The 17,692-nt window shown below is 63.0% G+C and carries 11 protein-coding genes and 2 pseudogenes; 4 read left to right on the forward strand and 9 right to left on the reverse strand.

Annotated features, from left to right (window positions below; all coding sequences use genetic code 11):
- Positions 1-939 precede the first annotated feature (939 nt).
- Positions 940-2,547, forward strand: a complete 1,608-nt coding sequence (locus ACFQ79_RS36450; RefSeq protein ID WP_383591579.1) for an alkaline phosphatase D family protein — start codon at positions 940-942, stop codon at positions 2,545-2,547.
- 7 nt (positions 2,548-2,554) lie between these two features.
- Here the strand turns inward: ACFQ79_RS36450 and ACFQ79_RS36455 are convergent.
- Positions 2,555-3,687, reverse strand: a pseudogene (locus ACFQ79_RS36455) (IS630 family transposase).
- 1,458 nt (positions 3,688-5,145) lie between these two features.
- Here ACFQ79_RS36455 and ACFQ79_RS36460 point away from each other — a divergent pair.
- On the forward strand, positions 5,146-5,478 hold the full coding sequence (locus ACFQ79_RS36460; RefSeq protein ID WP_383591552.1) for an Lsr2 family protein: 333 nt from the start codon (positions 5,146-5,148) through the stop codon (positions 5,476-5,478).
- A 236-nt stretch (positions 5,479-5,714) separates the two neighbouring features.
- Here ACFQ79_RS36460 and ACFQ79_RS36465 read toward each other — a convergent pair whose 3' ends face one another.
- The 7 genes from ACFQ79_RS36465 to ACFQ79_RS36495 all read right to left on the reverse strand — a co-directional run bounded on the left by ACFQ79_RS36465 (position 5,715) and on the right by ACFQ79_RS36495 (position 13,739).
- Positions 5,715-6,512, reverse strand: a complete 798-nt coding sequence (locus ACFQ79_RS36465; protein ID WP_383591555.1) for an ABC transporter ATP-binding protein — start codon at positions 6,510-6,512, stop codon at positions 5,715-5,717.
- Between the two features lie 10 nt (positions 6,513-6,522).
- The gene (locus tag ACFQ79_RS36470; protein WP_383591558.1) at positions 6,523-7,509 is read right to left on the reverse strand and encodes an ABC transporter ATP-binding protein; all 987 of its coding nucleotides are present in this window, start codon (positions 7,507-7,509) and stop codon (positions 6,523-6,525) included.
- Complete coding sequence (locus ACFQ79_RS36475) at positions 7,506-8,483, reverse strand: ABC transporter permease (protein ID WP_383591561.1); 978 nt, start codon at positions 8,481-8,483, stop codon at positions 7,506-7,508. The genes ACFQ79_RS36470 and ACFQ79_RS36475 overlap by 4 nt, the downstream gene beginning before the upstream one ends.
- A gap of 13 nt (positions 8,484-8,496) precedes the next feature.
- The gene (locus tag ACFQ79_RS36480; RefSeq protein ID WP_383591564.1) at positions 8,497-9,450 is read right to left on the reverse strand and encodes an ABC transporter permease; all 954 of its coding nucleotides are present in this window, start codon (positions 9,448-9,450) and stop codon (positions 8,497-8,499) included.
- Positions 9,451-9,464: 14 nt separating this feature from the next.
- On the reverse strand, positions 9,465-11,336 hold the full coding sequence (locus tag ACFQ79_RS36485) for an ABC transporter substrate-binding protein (RefSeq protein ID WP_383591568.1): 1,872 nt from the start codon (positions 11,334-11,336) through the stop codon (positions 9,465-9,467).
- Positions 11,337-11,361: 25 nt separating this feature from the next.
- Entirely contained in the window at positions 11,362-13,362 is a 2,001-nt protein-coding gene (locus ACFQ79_RS36490; RefSeq protein WP_383591571.1) for a S9 family peptidase, read from the reverse strand.
- A gap of 188 nt (positions 13,363-13,550) precedes the next feature.
- Positions 13,551-13,739, reverse strand: coding sequence for a hypothetical protein (locus ACFQ79_RS36495; protein ID WP_383591574.1), 189 nt, complete (start codon positions 13,737-13,739; stop codon positions 13,551-13,553).
- Between the two features lie 49 nt (positions 13,740-13,788).
- Between ACFQ79_RS36495 and ACFQ79_RS36500 the strand changes: the two are divergent.
- Positions 13,789-13,977, forward strand: a pseudogene (locus tag ACFQ79_RS36500) (hypothetical protein); the annotation flags it as partial.
- A 1,644-nt stretch (positions 13,978-15,621) separates the two neighbouring features.
- Complete coding sequence (locus ACFQ79_RS36505; RefSeq protein ID WP_383591577.1) at positions 15,622-16,206, forward strand: hypothetical protein; 585 nt, start codon at positions 15,622-15,624, stop codon at positions 16,204-16,206.
- A gap of 444 nt (positions 16,207-16,650) precedes the next feature.
- Here ACFQ79_RS36505 and ACFQ79_RS36510 read toward each other — a convergent pair whose 3' ends face one another.
- A complete protein-coding gene (locus ACFQ79_RS36510) occupies positions 16,651-17,016 on the reverse strand; it encodes a transposase (protein WP_383591582.1) in 366 nt (121 codons plus the stop codon).
- Positions 17,017-17,692 lie beyond the last annotated feature (676 nt).

A 17,692-nucleotide genomic window follows, 5' to 3' on the forward strand; every position in this document is an offset into this window, starting at 1 on the left:
GGCGGATCTTCTGCAAAGCCCGCGTCAGCCCCAACAAGCTCACGTCAATCGTCAAGGCCGTCCTCACCCTGGAGAAGCAACGCTGAAGAAGCTCACTGATCGAGAAAGTGGTGTGAGCTCTGCCTGAACCTCTTCAAGCCGAGTCTCGGCCGACGGCAACCGAGTCGGCCCTGCCTGTTCAGAGGGTTCACGCGCGTCACGCGTTCTGGGCGAGTCATGGAGGTTAATGACCTGTGGACGATGCCGCCCAGCCTCGGCCGACCATGGCTAGCGCGGCCCCGCTCTGAGCCCTCTTGCCGTCAACCCGTCATCAGCAGGACCCGATTCCGGCTCGGAAAGATGCCGTAGCCGGCCCCCCTCCCCCGCACATCCATGGCGTTGGCGGCAGCCGCTATGCCTTGGCCTCCACTCCGCCTGCGGCGGGACTTGCTTCGCAATCTACGCCCGCACCGGCAGGCGGCGGCTGGCAGAAGGAGGCAGCCGCGATGGTCAAAATCTACACAGCACAGCTGAAGAAGCTCAGCGAAGCCGTAGACAGAGTCTGGGCAGACAGGACGCACCGGCTGATCTGGCCGAGCCTCCCGATCTGTCTACGGCTGAGCCCGGTCTGCCGGCCCCCTGGCGCAATGGCAGGCGGCCGTCCGTCGGCGCCGGGGCACAAGGACTGCAGAGATCTCAGGCTGATGCTTAACCACCTCGACTACATCGGCCGCGCACGGAAGCATTCTCGGGGGGCGCGAAGGTATGCGACGGGCTGCAGGAACCGGGTGTACCGCAGGGCTGCACGATGCGAACGTTGTTGACTTCATAGAGCATTGCGAGTTCACGCACAGTGAGAGTAGACGATACTCACTCACACATAACTACCCGCTGGTAGTTTCCGCGCCTGTGACAGATCCCACTGAGTCCTTGGCGAAGCCACCCACTCGACGCACGCTCATGAAGGCCGCTTCAAGCGCCGTGCTCCTACCCTGCGCCCTTGCGTCGGGCGTGGCAGAAGCCTCGCCTGCCGCCACGTCGCCCGCGTTCCTGCATGGGGTCGCGTCCGGAGATCCATTGCCTGACGGCGTCATGCTGTGGACGAGGGTCACTCCAACCCTCGACGCTACGCCCGGTTCGGGACGGGGACAGTCAGCAGTTGTTGAGTGGATCGTGGCGACGGATCCGCAACTAGCCAACATCGTCGCGTCCGGCTCGGTACACACAGGCCCTGATCTCGACCACACAGTCAAGGCCGACGTCCGTGGCCTGAACCCTGCCACCAGCTATTGGTTCCGGTTCCGTCTAAACGACGAGGAATCGCCCATCGGGCGTACCCGTACTGCACCAGCGGCTCAGGCAGCTGTTGGTCGGCTACGCCTCGGCATAGTCTCATGCGCGAACTGGGAGGCTGGTTACTTCTCTCCTTACAGACACTTGGAGAAACGCGGCGATCTAGATGCTGTGCTCTTCCTCGGCGACTACATCTACGAGTACGCCACGGGTGACTACGCAGCGCGCGACATCGTGGTCCGGCCTCATCAGCCTGCCCACGAGACGGTCTCTCTGGCCGACTATCGTCTGAGGCACGGCACCTATAAGACGGATCCCGACCTCCAGAGGCTGCATGCATCCGTTCCGGCTATCGCGATCTGGGACGATCACGAGTTTGCAAACAATGCCACTTCGGATGGGGCTGAGAATCATCAGCCCTCCACCGAGGGGCCATGGTCTAACCGCATGGCTGCCGCCAAGAAGGCCTATTTTGAGTGGATGCCTGTACGGCAGTCCGTCACTGGGTCCACGTATCGCTGGCTTCGCTACGGCAAGCTCGCAGACATCGCCCTGCTAGACCTTCGCTCCTACCGATCGGCAGCAGGCGGCTGGGGTCCAGGCAGCGACGTGGATGCCTACGACCGTACGATCACCGGAAGTACGCAGATGGAGTGGCTCAAGTCCGGTCTCGCGAAATCAGATACGATGTGGCGACTTGTCGCCAACTCCGTAATGATATCGCCTGTCCAGTTCCTCTCTCTGCCAGCCTATCTGTTGCGGCCGCTGGCAAAGCTTCTCGGCCTGCCACAGGAAGGCTTGGCTGTCAACACTGACCAGTGGGACGGTTTCACGGCAGACCGCCGACAGCTCCTTGAGCACCTTGAAAGGGCCCGCATCAGGAACACAGTGTTCCTGACCGGCGACATCCACTCTGCCTGGGCTAACGATGTCCCTTCCGAGGCGGCTACGTACCCCTTCTCTGACTCCGTGGCGACTGAGTTCGTGGTCACTTCGGTCACGTCCGACAATATCGATGACATCCTCAAGGTGGCGCCACACACAGTGTCACTTGTTGGTGCCGCCGCCCTCAGGGCAGCCAATCGGCACCTGAAATGGATCGATCTCGATTCCCACGGCTTCGGCGTTCTGGACGTCACCGCCGAGCGGGCTCAGATGGACTACTACGCCGTGTCCGACCGTACCGATCCTGATGCAACTGCAGCATGGGTGCGTTCCTATCGCACCCTGTACGGGACACAGAAGCTGGAACGCGTTAAGACTCCACCCAACTAGTGCCGAGTCAAGCAATGTTGGCCCTGTCCACGATGGCTCGTAGCTGTGCGTTGTTCGCGTGCCGGTTTCGCCAGATGATGTAGCGGCGGATCATGCTGCCTTGTTCCTTGTGGGTGGCGTGGTCCGTGCCGTCGAGGGTGAAGCAGCGCAGGGCGGTGAACTGGGCTTCGATCCTGTTCAGCCAGGAGGAGTTCGTCGGGGTGCAGGCGAGTTCGACGTTGTTCGCCGCGGCCCAGGTGCCGACTCGCTGGCACCTCTTCGTTGTCAGGTGCGGGGAGAAATTGTCGGCCACGATCGCGATCCGGACATGGATCGGGTAGAGGGAGCGGAGATACCTGCAGAATTCCAGGAACTGGGTTCGCCGCTTGACCAGTTTCACATGTCCGTAGAGTTTGCTCTCGTTCAGATCGAGTGCAGCGAAGAGGTGTCGTACTCCGCCGTACCGATTGCAGGTGGTCGGCGTCGCCGTCGTGGTTCACGGTCGGGGTCCCTGCCCTTGCCGCCGCGCTCGGCCCATTGCCTGCCCGGATGCGGCATCAGGTTGAGTGGTCCGAACTCATCCATGCAGAAGACGGCCTCCGGTTCGCCGTCCTCGGGTGTGACCTCACCGTCGGCGATGGCGTAGAGGTGCTCGACTCGGGCTTTCCTGGCGGCATAGTCCGGGTCTCGGGAGGTCTTCCAGGTCTTCAGGCGTTGAAAGGAGACGCCTTCCTCGCGGAGCAGAATGCGCAGACCCTCGTGGCTGATGTCGTCGACCACCCCCTCGGCTACCAGGAATTCCGCCATTTTGGTCAGACTCCATGCCGAGAAAGGAAGATCGTGCTCAGTCGGTCTGGACTTGGCGAGCTTCTTGATCTCACGGCGTTCAGGAAGGGTGAACTTTCTCGGCCGGCCGCCCTTGTACTTCGGATACAGCGAGTCAAAACCATCGGCGTCGAAGTTGTGGATCACGTCCCGGACCCGATCGTCGCTGGTGAACGACACCTCGGCGATCCGTGCCACCGGCATGCCCTGCGCGGACAACAACACCATCTGGGCCCGCCGCCACGTCACCACCGACCCCGTGCCGCGGCGGACGATCCGCAGTAGCCGTCGCCCCTCGCCATCATCGATCTCACGGACCCGAACTCGCTCTGCCATCCAGACAGAATCTCACATCACAACAGGGCCAACATTGCTTGACTCGGCACTAGCGGCTGTCCGTAGTCGGTAGTGGGTCACCGCACAGCGTCGGACGCGGTACATCGCGAGACACGAGCATGGTGCGCTATTGGGGCACTCGGGAGCGACGGCTGTGGGGGCAGTCCTTAGCGGGTCCGCTCAGCCTGCCGAGGATCTCCAGTCTCAATGCTGGCGAACTCCCTACTGGACAGCCAGCAGTCCATGGATTGGCCACCATGATGTGCGTCGCGCGGCTCAGACAAGCCGGGGCCATGGTCGCAGGCCTTCGGGTCTGCGGAGCTTCGGTGCGCGCCGCGGGTGCTCCCATGCGCCCTTCCCGGCTGGTGCGGAATGTGTGGGGTTTGTCTGGGCCGAAGCCGATGCTTGTGTGATGCGCTTGAGCTTGCAGGTCAGCATGGTGATGGGGTGGCCGTCCGTGCGGACTCCCGGATCTGCTGTGAGATCGTATGTGTGAGAATTCCCCATTCTCCATGGCGCACACTGAATGGGGTACGGCCTTTCGTCAGCCAGAGGGGGCAGCAGGTCTGTGGTCGGGGACGCAGAGCGCTACGCCGACCTCGACGTGCTCCAAAGGGATCCTGTAGCCGCCCGGTCCGCCTGCGCACCGATAGCCGCCATATGACCTGCTTGAGTACGGGAACATCTCCCGCCCGGCTCGGTGTGATGGCGAAGGCCAGATGGCTTGCGCCAGCTGCCGGCAGCTCGATGGATCTCGATGATCAGTCCGCTGTGGGACTGCTTGGGTACGGCCGACCATCTCGTCGGCTGGGCCCTTCCGCCGGATCCCAGCAGCGCGAAGACGGGCTCGGACGATAGTGGAGCCAACGGCGGACGGGCCGGCCCAGACATTTCGGCAGCCGCCCGGGCGAGCATGACGCAGTGAGGACCTTTCTCCCAGGTGCCTCGGCGGACCACTTCCGCTAGGCGGCGACTGTGAGGCCCGCCCATGACCGAAAGTGTTAAAGAGGATCCAGCCACGGCGTCCCAGTGCGGTATCTGAACACGATCGTGTCGATCACCTGTCGGCGATCACCCTGCAATCCGTGCCACTGGGCATCCGGCGACGACCTACCAAGCCAGCCCTCCGATGCCGTGATCTGAAGGAAACGGGCTGGCAGACGGCGGCTCGTTCCCTGATAAGAAGGCCTGCGCGTTTCACCACTTAGCATCGCACTGGACGGCAGTAGAGGCGCCTGCCTGGAGCATGGCTGCACTGTGATGTCGTTCCGGCAGTCAATCGACGCCTAGCCTGTCGTTGGCAATTATTCCCGAACGTCCAGAGCGGGTTCTGAGCAGCAGCTGAGGCGTTTGAGTGTACTTGGAAGGTTTCCACCAGTACGTCCGATGTGACCATTGACTCGCAAGAGTGAAACTACTCGGGGTTTCGGGATACGGGTGAAGGTGTAATCTTCCCTTATGGCACAGAAGCATGTGACGATCTATATCGACGACCTCACTGGGGAGGAAACGCACGAGGGTACGACTCACACGTTTGCCCTGAATGGTGTGGAATACCAGATCGACCTGTCTCCCGACAGCTACGACCAGTTGCTCGAAGCGTTCGCGCCCTACTTGAAGGCAGCCCGGAAGGTGCGCGGAAGGGGAAGAAAGTCGCTGCCCTCCCGGCCTCACGCCGAGGGACCGCCCACCTCTGAGGTCCGGGAATGGGCCAAGGAGAACGGGTACGAGGTCAACGAACGCGGCCGGGTGCCTGCCAACGTCCGTGAAGCATACGAAGCCGCTCACTGACGCGCCCTTCCGCGGATCTGTTTCTCCTCTCTGGCCCACATAGGCGCATACCTGGGTCCGACTAGAGATCATCCATCCTGGTCCCGGCAGGGGCGACCTGCTGGGCATCTCAGCAGTCAAGAGAAAGCAGTCCGGGGTCTTTCAGGGCACGTCTAGCCCTGGAAGACCCCGGATCACTTTGGGCTGTCCAGACTACGGGGCCGAGGCAGCCTCATTCTTCCGGTCACGAGGTCGCGTCAGGCGCGGCTCGGCGGCCGTGGCATGGCAGAGAGCAGTGCGCGCGTGTAGGGTTCTTGCGGGTCTCCGAGTACCGATTCCGTAGTTCCACACTCGACGAGTCGCCCCTGGTGCAGGACGGCGACGCGATCACACAGGGCCCAGGCCAGCCCAACGTCATGGGTGATGAACAGCAGGCCAATGCCGTGACTGGAGCGAAGGCGTTCCAGGACTTGCAGCACCTGCGAGCGCACTGAAACGTCCAGGGCCGATACAGGCTCATCGCATACCAGTGCTTGGGGACTCACTGCCAGGGCGGCAGCGATGACAACTCGCTGCCTCTGGCCTCCTGAAAGCTGATGCGGATAGCTGTTCCAGTAGCGGTCAGCAGGCTCGAGCCCGCTGCGCTCTAGTGCAGATACCGCTAACGCTACCCTTTCTGATTCAGATTTTCCGATTTTATGGATATCCAGACCTTCTGTCACTTGTTGTCCGACTGTGCGGCGCGGATTCAAGGATTGATACGGGTCTTGGAAGATCATCTGGACTTGGCGGCGGAACGAGTGCTTGGACAGTGCGCTGTCGAGCAGCTCTCCCTGGTACAGGACTTGGCCTGTTGAGGGCTGTTGCAGACCCATCAAGGTGCGCCCGAGTGTGGTCTTTCCGCTTCCTGATCCCCCCACCAGTCCCAGAATCTCTCCTCTTTTCCACTGGAGATCTACCTCAGCCAGGGCTGTGACGGTGCTCGAGGTTCTGCGTCCGCGGAATGCGACACCCAGGCGACGGGCTTCGAAGAGCGGGTGATCTGTGCTGAGCATGACGGAGGTCCTAACTGGGGCGGTAGCAGCGCGCGCTGTGCCGTTGACCGAGCTCGATGATTGGAGGCTCAGCGGCGGCACACACGCTGTCGCCCCGCGGGCATCGTGGAGCGAATGAGCATCCCGTCCCGCGCCCATCCAAGGGGCTCGGAGGGTGGCCCGGGATGGGTGCCGGTATCTGGCGTTCCGCACCAAGGGCCGGCAGGGCGGCGATGAGGCCTTCGGTGTAGGGGTGCCGGGGGTTCGTGTAGACATGGCTGGGAGGACCGTGCTCGACGAACTGCCCCGCGTACATCACGGCGATCTCGTCGCACACCTCGCTCAGAAGTGCGAGGTCATGCGAGATGAGCAGGAGTGATAGGCCTAGTTCTCGGCGTAGCTCCTGCAGAAGGTCAAGTATCTGACGCTGCGTGATGACGTCGAGGGCAGTGGTGGGCTCGTCTCCGATGATCAGGTCGGGCTGGCATGCCAGGGCTAGGGCGATCATGAGCCGTTGGCGTTGGCCACCTGAGAACTGGTGCGGGTAGTCCCGTGCACGGGCAGGATCGAGCCGGACTTGTTCCAGGAGTTCTTTGACCCGCTGGCTCGTTGCCGCTCGGTCCGTTCTGGGAGTATGGGCCTCGATGGCTCCGCGGATCTGCTCCCCGACGCGCATTACCGGGTCGAGGGCGTTCAGCGCGCCTTGGAAGATCATCGAGATTCGTCTCCAGCGGATGGCCCGCATGCCGCGTGGAGAGAGCCGGTGCAGGGGGCGTGGGCCTGCGTCGGTCGAAAGGTAGATTTCACCTGCCGTCCGATGCAGTTCGGGTGGGAGGAGTCCCATGAGGGCGAGTGCAGTGGTGGACTTTCCGCAGCCTGACTCGCCGGCCAGTCCCAGCACCTGGCCTTTGCCGATGTCGAGGTCTAAGTCCTTGACGAGGGTCGCTCCGGGCACGCTGCGGCTGCTGACAGTCAGTCCGCGTACGGAGAGCAGTGGTTGCGTAGAGAGCGGGCTCATCGGTGTTCCCCCAGCCGAGGGTCAAGGTGGTGCTCGATTGCGTGCCCAAGAAGTGAGAACGCGAGGACGGCCAGGGCAATGCACAGCCCCGGGGGAATGAAGTAGGCCCACGCCCCTGACGTCAGCGCACCCGCACTCTGTGCGGATTCGAGCATTCCTCCCCAGGAAAAGCGGTTAGGGTCGCCAAGTCCCAAGTAGGAGAGGGTCGATTCGGTGAGGATCGCCAGGGAGACGTAGATGACCGCGTTGGCCAGTACAAGAGGCAGGAGGTTTGGTAGGAGCTGCTGGCGAACCAGACGGAGGTTTCCGGCTCCGAGTACGCGTGCGCGTTCCACAAACGCCCGCCCTTTGAGGGAGAGCACTTCGGCGCGGACAATCCGTGATGTGCCGGCCCACCCGAACATGCCTATCACGGCGATGAGCACGCCTGTCTGCCCTAAGGGTACTTGGCTTGCCCGGTTGCCGAGCAGGGCAGCTGCCAGGACGGCGACCGGAACGAGCGGCAGGACGAGGAACCAGTCATCCAGAATAGTCAACAGCCGGTCCGTGATGCCGCCGAACCATGCTGAAGCAACGCCAACCGCTGTTCCGATGACGGTAGAAACGACTGCGGCAGCGAGCCCCACCAGCATGGAGGCTTGTGATCCCAGGAGAAGCTGGGACAGAACGTCACGGCCGTTCTCATCCGTTCCCAGCCAGTGCTCCGCCGATGGTGTGGCAAGAATTTCAGTGGAGAAGGATGACGTCGCGTTGGGGTCCTGAGGAGCTAGTGCGGGAGCGAAGAAAGCGATCACGCTCAGGAGCAGCAGCAGGATCATTCCTGTTGCGCCACGCGGATCTCGCATAAGAGCCGTCAGGGTTGCAGCCATGCGGCTCCACCGTCCACGCCGGGTGGCTCGGAGCAGGTGCAGTGCCCTGGTGAGCTGGGCGTCGGTGTAGACGGGCTCATGAGACAGTTCGGGGGATTCACTCATGCTGATGGTCCTGTCAGTCCCGGATTCGGGGGTCAAGGCGGCTATAGAGGAGGTCTGTGGCGAGGTTCATCATGATGACCATGGCAGAGGAGAGCAGGAACAGCCCTTGCAGCAGGGGGTAGTCCTTGCCCTGGATGGCTTGCATGGTGAGGGTTCCAATGCCTGGCCAGGAGAACAGGGCCTCGACCGTGATGGCACCGCCCAGGACGAATCCCAGGTTCAGCCCGATGACGGTGACTACCGGAAGAAGCGCGTTGGGCACGATGTGGCGCCGCCTGATCGTGCGAGGGCGGAGACCGACTGCCCGGGCGGTGAGAACGTAGTCCTCCTGCATAGCGGCCACTACCGAGCTACGCATGTTCACCGAGTACTGCGCTAAGAGGCCGAGCGTGAGTGTTGAGATCGGCAGCACGGCGTGCTGCGCGACATCGGCTGCGTGCGCGAAGCCTGTCGCGGTTGACCCTGGCTCAGTTGCGTGGCCTGTGGGCAGGAGGGGGACGGCCTGGGCGAATGCGGCGATGAGTAACATGCCCAGCCAGAAGACAGGTATTGCGTAGAGGGCGACGCAGCCTTGTGTGAGCAAGGTGTCCCGGGCTCGCCCTCGTTTCCAGGCCGCGTGGAGACCGACCCACGGGCCGATCAAGGAGGCGAGGATGGTGGCAACGCCAGCAATTAGCAGCGTGTCGGGAAGGGCACCCAGGAGTTCGTCGACCACTGGCCGGTTGGTGATGAAGGAACGCCCCAGGTCGCCGGAGAGCGTGTCGTCAACATAGTGCTTGAACTGTACCCATTGGTTCTGGTCGAGCCCGCGTTGCTCGATGATGGCGTCTTGTGCCGCCTTCGGCAGCTTGGGGTTGCGGGCAAGATCCTGCTTCGGGTCGCCCACAGCGCGGAAGAGGAAGAAGTTGAAGCAGAGCACAAAGGCCAGGGTGCCGATTGCTGTGAGCAGTCTCTTGATGATGCGCATGCGGCCAGATCCCCTCAGTCCTCATCGGTCCAGTCGCGGACTGGGCTGTTCGCTGGCTTCCTGCGTCGGCCGGCGGCGAATCCAATGGCCGCTGCTGCTCCGGCGAGCAAGACCACGGAGGTGCGGGAGAATCGCCCAGTAGACCGGTCCGGGGGGGCGGCCTTGGGGATTTCGGGGCCTGGTTGCAGATTGGTGAGCTGAAGCCAGTTCGTTCCGAACGGTGATCCGTTCGGCTGAGGTGACTTCAGATATCCATGCCAGGTGTCGTTGCGGGTGAGGGTGAGGCTGTGAGAGTAGACCGTGGGGATGTAGGGGAGGTCCTTCATCGCAATCTTCTCCGCCTCGTGCATGGCGGTGACGCGTTCTGCGGCTTCCTGGCTCTTGAGCGCCTTGATGGAAACGCGGTCGTACTCAAGGCTGGAGTAGAAGGAGTCTTGCCATGTGCTGTCGGTCCGTAGAACCTCGAGGTTGAAGTCTGGGGTTCCGATGTCTCCAGACCACCCCCAGTAGAACGCGTCGAAGGTGGGGGCGTAGTGGTCTTCGTCCTTTCCAGGCGCATAGATTGCGTTATTGAGGGCGTCCTCAGTGACGACGGCCATGTCGATGGTTATACCGAGGTCGGCCGCCCAGGCGCGGATACGGCGTACGGCGTTCTGGTCCTGGTCTTCAGTGGATCGCACCATCATCTCGAAGCGTGCCTTCGTTCCGCCCTTGGTACAGGGCGTGTGCGTGCAGTCCCAACCGCCGGCGCGCAGGATGCTTCGCGCCTTCTCGGGGTCGTACCTGTACCCAATCTGCGGATCGCGTGAATGGTCCTTGAAGTATCGCGAATAGTATGGGGAGATGAGGCCGTACGCTGGGGGGTTCTGACTGCCGTAGACCGTTCTGGAAAGGGCCTCACGGTCGATTCCCCATGCAATGGCCTGGCGGATAGAAGAATCTTGCACGACGGCTACATCAGCACCCTTGCCTGGTCCAGAGCAGGCTCCTGCCCCCTTCGGCGGGCAGGAGTTAAAAGCGATCTCGGAGAATCCGGGGGATGCGGCACCCCAGACAGTGATGTCCTTGGCCGATTTGAGCTGTCCTGCCCATCTGCTGTTTCCCTCGGACACCATGTCCAGGCCGCTTAGCTTGAGGTCGCGCAAGGCCGCCTCGCCATCGTCGTAGTGCACGAATAGCACGCGGTTCATGGAAGGCTTAGAGCCTCGAAATGACGGATTGGGAATGAGTTCCGTTGTGCCGCTCTTGTCCCATTTCTTTATCCTGAACGGAGCCGTTGTGACGCTGGGCAGCGGTACAGGAGCCTTGTCGATCTTGTCGATTGGAACCTTTGCGAACACATGCTTCGGCAGGATCGGGATGAATACGGAGTCAATCCTTGCATCCGGTTCGGAGAGGCTGATGCGCACGGTCCTGAGGTCTGGGTTGGAAACGTCACGAACGCTGGTCAGGTAACCGCTCAGCATATTCGTCTCGTTAGTACGTACCGCGTCATAGGTCCATTTGACATCCGCACTGGTAAAGGGCTTTCCATCTGACCAACTGATGCCCTCCTTGAGCTTAAAAGTCCATGTCTTGCCGTCCGGAGATGTCTTGTAGGACTCGGCGAGAGAGTGCTCCAGGTCCGGACGGCCGTCTTCGGTCCGGTAGTTCAGAAGCAGATCGTAGGAAAGCTGCGACACGGTGCCAGCGATGACGTTCTGCTGCCCGAGGGGGTTGATGCTGTCGATTGGCTGCTCATGACCGATCCGGTAGTCATCGGTCTTTTCGGAGGCGGCGAGTGCTTGAGTCGGGGCTGCAAACAGCAGACTCGCGGCGATACCGGCACCAGCACCAGCCGCGATGAGGATGCGGGAAAACCGCTGCGGATTGAAGGACGAGGGCATGGCGTTGTGCGTGCCTTCCTGTATCTCAGGTTCGATGAAGCGGGAGGTGATGGCGGAACCAGTCCACGACTCGGCGATGTCGGTCGATTCGCCGATCCAGCCTCGCCAGCCCTTGCATTAAGTGATCAGATTCGGGGTAGAGAACGTAGGCAACCTGGCGTTTCAGGCGGCGCAGCGCTATGAACATGTGCTCGTTGTCCGCAGGAGGGCAACGGAGGTCGTCCTCACCCTGCAGGATGAGGAGGGGGGTGTGCATTCGTGCTGCGTGACGCACTGGCGAGAGGTCCCACAGACGCGCTGCTCCTTCCTCGCTCGTCGGATCTCCTAGGCCAGCCGCTTGAGCAAAGACCGGGCCGGTGTCGCAGGCACTCCAAGCGGTGATCTGGTTGCTCACGCCGTTCTCAGCCACAGCTGCGGCGAATCGGCCGCTGGTTGCCGCAAGCCAGTAGGTCAGGAAGCCTCCGTACGACATCCCGCACACACCGATGCGTCCCGGTTCGGCCAGCCCCGCAGCTGTCAGGTAGTCCAGTACCGCATGCGCGTCAGCAGCGTCAGCTTCGCCCCAGTGCCCGTGCAGGCCCTTCACCCACTCGCGGCCCTGGTCCAGTGATCCCCGTAGGTTCGGCAAGGCCACGCGGTAGCCGGCTGAAGCGAGAATGACAGCTTCCAGGGTGGGAACCGCGCCCCACTGAAGCGTCGGGCCACCATGGAGTGCGAGCACCAGCGGAGCCTGTCCGTTCACCCGCCCAAGGGGCTCGATCAGATAGACACTGATATCACCTGCGGGCCCCGGCACTTGCCGTGTCTCAATCTTTGGAAACACGTACCCTGCGAGCCACTGAGAGCCATTCCATGTCAGACGCCGAGGGCCCGCTGCCTCCAGGGCGAACACTTCCGGCGCGTATGGGCCGGCTGCTCGCGCCATGACCGCAACGGTAACCCCGCCATGTTCAGCTAGTGCCGACGCCTGGTAGCCCTGACCCGCGGCCACCAGGAGTTCCCCCGTGCTCAGGCGGACCGGAAGTACTTCCCCGGCGACACTGATCGTGGTGGTATCAGGGGAATCGTCGCCGTCGGTCCACCAGTCGAGCAAGTCACTCTCACCCCCAAGTTCACCAACCCAGTAGTCGGCAAATCCTGAGAGCATCGATACGCAGCGTTGTCCGGGTGCAACGTGGAAAGCCTGGGGAGGGTCGTCGGACCTCGGACATGAGACATCGTGGCCGATGGCAATAACACCGCCCGCTGCGGCAAGATGGTAGCGATGAACTCCCCCGGCAAGAAAGGTGACCTGCTGCAGCCCCGGCGGCGCTAGCGCTCCAGCCGCAAGCTTATGCACCTGAGGACAGGGGGTTATATCAGCGTCTTTGCCGAAGTCTGCCAGAACATAAACGCTCCCGTCGTTGCCTACTCGAGGGCGGGAGAGTCGGTTGAACCCGAATGTGAGCTGTTGTGCCGGTTCCGGCGTTTTGCTAACAGGCACCCTGTGCAGCTGGACTGAATGCAGTCGCAGCCCTTCTCCATCCCGGCGCCAGTCCGCGCGAGAGATCACACGGCAGACCACTCCGTCGCTCATCTCGTCCGGGTTGCAGGACGTGGGCACCTCAAATGGAGAGTCCGGATCGCTCGCCACAACAGCCAGCCACGTACCGTCAGGTGACCAATCGAAGTCGAGTACCGCCTCAGGGAATGTCGTGAGCTGATGGCGTTCACCTGTCTCCAGCGAGAGCAGCCGCACCTGAGGTGCATGCGTGCCGTCATCGCTGATGAACGCCAGAGTCTGGCCGTCCGGAGATATCTTTGGCCCTGTGTCACAGGTGGGGCCATCGGTAAGCCGCCAAGGCTCGCCTCCGGAATAGCTCACTGCCCAAAGATCTATACGGTCCCTGCCAGCGCAGATCTCTCTGCGTGTGTAAACGACGGTCCCGGTGTCGTCAGGGTTGACATGCAGATCCACCTGCCCAATGGCCACCTGCTCCTTGAGTATCTCCGGCGTTACGCGACGGACCGGCCTTTCAGCTGCCATGTAGAGACCTCCGGGAATCGTGCGGCTTGCGCACTCCGCCGGTTGCAGTGGGCAGCGTGCATACACACACCGTGCGGGAGAGCGGTTCGAGCATGCGTTGGCGCGCGGCTCTGTCGCCATCGAATGGCTGGCGGGCGCCTGTCCTAATTTGGGATGCTCTGAAGCGTCCCATCATGAGCAGCTGGTACTTATCGACGCTGCGGGAGCTCCGTCGGCAGGAAGCGAACCTTGCAGGCTCCCCTGACCTGCTCGATCAGCTCCTGGTCACCGGTCAGGTCGATCCGTTTCTGGTCGATCTCCCCCAGTCGCTCCGCCCAGCTGCTCGTCGGCCCCTCGCACTGCTCCTCGGTGGAGGGGAAGGCCCTCGGTTCGGCCATGTTCCTGTTCCCTTCTGGTCCGCCGCACTTCACGGCGCGACGGATCGATATCGAAAGAGGACAGCGAGGCACCACCCATGAGTCCCCATCCCCCGGTCGTCGTCGTGATGGCGTCGCCGGGACCGGCAAGACCACGATCGGTCCGCTGGTCGCCGAAGCCCTCGGCCTCCGCTACGCCGAGGGCGACGACTTCCACCTGGCTGCGGACAGCAAGCACCCCCTGGACGACAGCGACCGCGAGCGCTTGCTCTCACAGCGTGGGGTTCCCTGGTCACTCTGGCTTGTCTGACCTGATCCGCCAGACCCTGCACAACCGACAGCCCGCACATGTATCCCTCCAGGCGTCGGCGGCGTACTTCGATGCAGGCCGGCAACACGCTGGCGGCCCCCCGGTTGTGCTTGGTGCCTATCCCGGCGGATGCGGGAGGGGGAGCAGGAGAGGGCCTGCTGTGCAGCTTCGGCCTTCGCAGCGGCCGGGCCGGCCGTGGCTCGAGCTGGGTACGAACTCGCCGTTGGAGGCGGCGACGAAGCTGGCTACGCCTATACCGGCACCAGCCGTACTGTCTGTCGCGGGCATGGCCTGGAGCTTGGCCGCCTTCTCGGCGGTCAGGATGACATACCTTCGGCGCCCTTCGCGTTTGGCGGACACCGTCTTGTCCTTGCTGGCCACCGGCCGGTGCCGGTTGGCCTGCCGTGACCCACGCCCTGGAGGCGGACACGCGTGCACGGTCATGCGGGGTGGAATCCTACCGGCAGCCGTCGCCTCGCCGCCCTTAGGAACGTCCACGGTGCCGAACCAGTTCACGCCCCGGACCGGGGACATCCCGGCTTCGCACCAGCCTTCACGCGTTGGAAGAACGCGGCAAATGCTCTGTCCAGAGACCGCAAGGGTGTGAGGCAGCTTCGAGACGGAACTGAAGGAGTTCAACGGCGAACGCGATCGCGTCTGCCTACTCGTGCACCACCCGCCGAAGTCACCCTGCCGAAGCCGATCAACAGCCTGAAGAGCGTCAGCTCCCGCTACTTGCGCGCCGAGTGCACCGGCCGCATCAACCGGATAGGGTTGGGCTCCCTACTCTGGTCCCGCTCCTTCCTCGCCGGACCATGCGGCGGCGCACCGTTTCAGCATCGTCCGTCAGCGCATCGAGAGCCAGAAGCGTCCCAGCTGACCGTCACCAGGGAGGCGCAGCAGACTCCGGCACTGAACACCTCCGGGCCAGGATGCGATCCCTCCCCGGCTGAAGCGGGGATACCCACGCAAGATCAGGCATGGACGGGCGTCCCCTGCCGGATTGTCCGTCCAGAACACCGACTTGGCCTGAGTGAACGTCCGGGCTCCCCAAAGAACCCACTGAGCGGGCCACCGCGAAGGCGGCACCGTCCCGATCAGCCGATTCAGCCAGGCTCTCGGAAGGATCCACAAGCCGAACCCGGCTTCACACGATCGGATCCAGTGAAGTTCCCGGTCGCAGCACTGGCGCCAAGGCAACGGCCATGAATCTGGGGACCACGCCGACATAGCTATGACCCGGCACCAGTGCGAACCAGAGACTCATCTCACCGACTGCTCACGAGCCCAGCCGCCGCTGAGAGCTGCTTCAGGCCTGCCCCCCTGTAGACACTGGTGAACAACGAGACCGGCGGCCGCAATCTTCGCTCAAGTTTCAGTTTGAGTCCCGCCTGGAGGATGAGGCAATGGCTCCCACCGCACCCTCCAGAGCACTTGCCCCCACCCCCTGCACCCACAGTAGCCAGATATGAGCATACAGTTACATAACCCCATCCCCGGGGGCCTTCGCACACTCCGCCTCCAACCGCGGCAAGTCAATCGAGAGAGAATGTGAGTACCATCTAACGGCCACCACACCCACAGAGAAAGCGAGTGGCCGTGCCCGAGCTCACAGATCAAGCTTCCGACATCAAGTCGCAATATGCGGCGAAGATCGCCGCAGACCTGGAACGCAACACTCAGGACCAGCAGCGCATCAGCTCGCAGCTCGTCGGCCTCAAGGATCAGCTCTTCACACTGCAGCAGAACCACTCGCTGCTCCTGAACATGCAGCAGTCGCTCACAGGTACTACTCCTCCCTCGGGCAAAGCTGTCGGCAGCGCCTCCGAGGGGAAGCCCGCACACAGGAACGGCTCAGACTCGCCTTCCAGGAAGGCCGAGACCCGCGCCCCCAAGCAGCGGCAAAAGTACACTCGCACAAACGGCAGCCCCACTCTTCGAGAGCTCGTCAGCAACGCTCTGGCCCACCAGGACGAGCCCCGCTCTGCCGCCGAGATCACAGCAGATCTGGAACAGAGCCACCCTCAGCGCAGCATGAGTATTCCGGTAGTCCGCAATACGCTCGAGGGCCTGGTGGCCAAGGGCCTCGCCTCACGCACGAAGCAGCAGAAGTCCGTCTTCTACTCAAGCACAGACGCGTCAACTGACGTCTCCGATACCTCAGAGAAAGTGAGCTGACCGGCCCACCCAAGACCGCGCTATTCGGGCAAACCGCCGCACCGCCTCAGTTCCGACATGGCGGCTGCAAGACGTCATGCGGCGATCAACGGTGACGGATCATCCGTGCGGTCGGTCGGGGCGGGGGCATTCGTGTGCGGCCGGCGTCTCGGGGTGCACACGACGATCGAAGACAAGGGCAGACGGCGGCACACCCCTTACGGAGCGGGCATCCGAGCGACAGGATGCCCGCCCCTTGCCCCCGGCCACGTCTCCGAGGCAGGCTTGCCTTTCAACCGCACCACACAGCCAGCGCCGACGCCTCGCCGAGGCGCCGCACCCCTGAGCCAGCGCCAGCGGCCATCACATCCCATCAGTTTCACTGGTTTCGTCCCATTGGTGGACCTCAGAAGCTGCGACTCGCCGAGATCCCCACCTTCGGCTAAGCGGTCTTGCGTAAGTCGGTTACCGCTGGCCGGAGCAGAGTGTCTCGCTGTGCCAGAGCCTGCTCGACCGTGGCCTGGAGTTCTTCGATCCAGGGGTAGGCCCGGGGTAGGCCCGGATCGGGATGTCCTCGTACTTCACCGATCGCCAGACCCGCTCGGCCTTGTTCAGTTCGGGACTGCAGAGCGGCAGGTAGAAGAAGGTGATGCCGTGTTCTTCGAGCTGGGGCAATGCGTCCTTGATTCGTCGGCTGACGTGGGTGGAGGCGTTGTCCAGCACGATGGTGCATGGCCGGTGCCGTGGGCTGGCAGACGTGGCGGCCGAGATGCCGGGAGGGGCGTCGGGCCTGCGACCTGCGTGTCTATGAATTCCCGCAGCAGGTCGCAGGTGACTTTGCCGGTGGTGGTGCGGAAGACCGGCCGAGGCCGGTCACCGTCGGCGCGTAGGGCGCCGAGTGCGTTGACCCGACGTCCGGAGGTTCCTTCCTGGCAGACCACGGCGCGGGTTCCGCGGCGGGCAGAAGCCGGCGAAGACGCAGCTGGAGGGGCCGAAGCCGCCCCGTCCGCTATCAGCATGGTGTCCAACTTGCCCCTCGGTTCCATCGTCTTTATCCAGCGATTCTGCACAGGCTCACCCGACCCACGTCAGCACCCTTTCGGGTCCGGGCAGTGCCAGTATCCGGACGGTTATGCGGGGCGACCGGCGGAGATTCCGATCGTCTGCCCCGGGTTCCCGTTTCCTTTCGGCTTCCGGCGTTGGCTTCTTGGGCCGTCCTGTTCCCGCTGGGGAGTTGAGCCTTCCTTACGGTCGGCTGACCGAGCCAAAGCGGCCTTGACCTCAACGGGCTTTCCACGTTCCACACGAATGAGATACGACCGGGGTGGGTGCTCCCTTTACCCCGAGGCGGCGGTGTCCACCTGGCCGGAGTGACCTCTGCCGGCCAGCACCTGCCGCTTCTCAACGGCTAACGAGCTCGTGCACGGTAGGCGGTGAGGCGTCGAGCCACGGATGGTCGATCATGGTGGGGTGGTGGGGACCGTGACTCGTGCAGCGATCGTCAGCA

Source organism: Streptomyces sp. NPDC056480, assembly GCF_042795405.1.
Classification (GTDB): Bacteria; Actinomycetota; Actinomycetes; order Streptomycetales; family Streptomycetaceae; genus Streptomyces.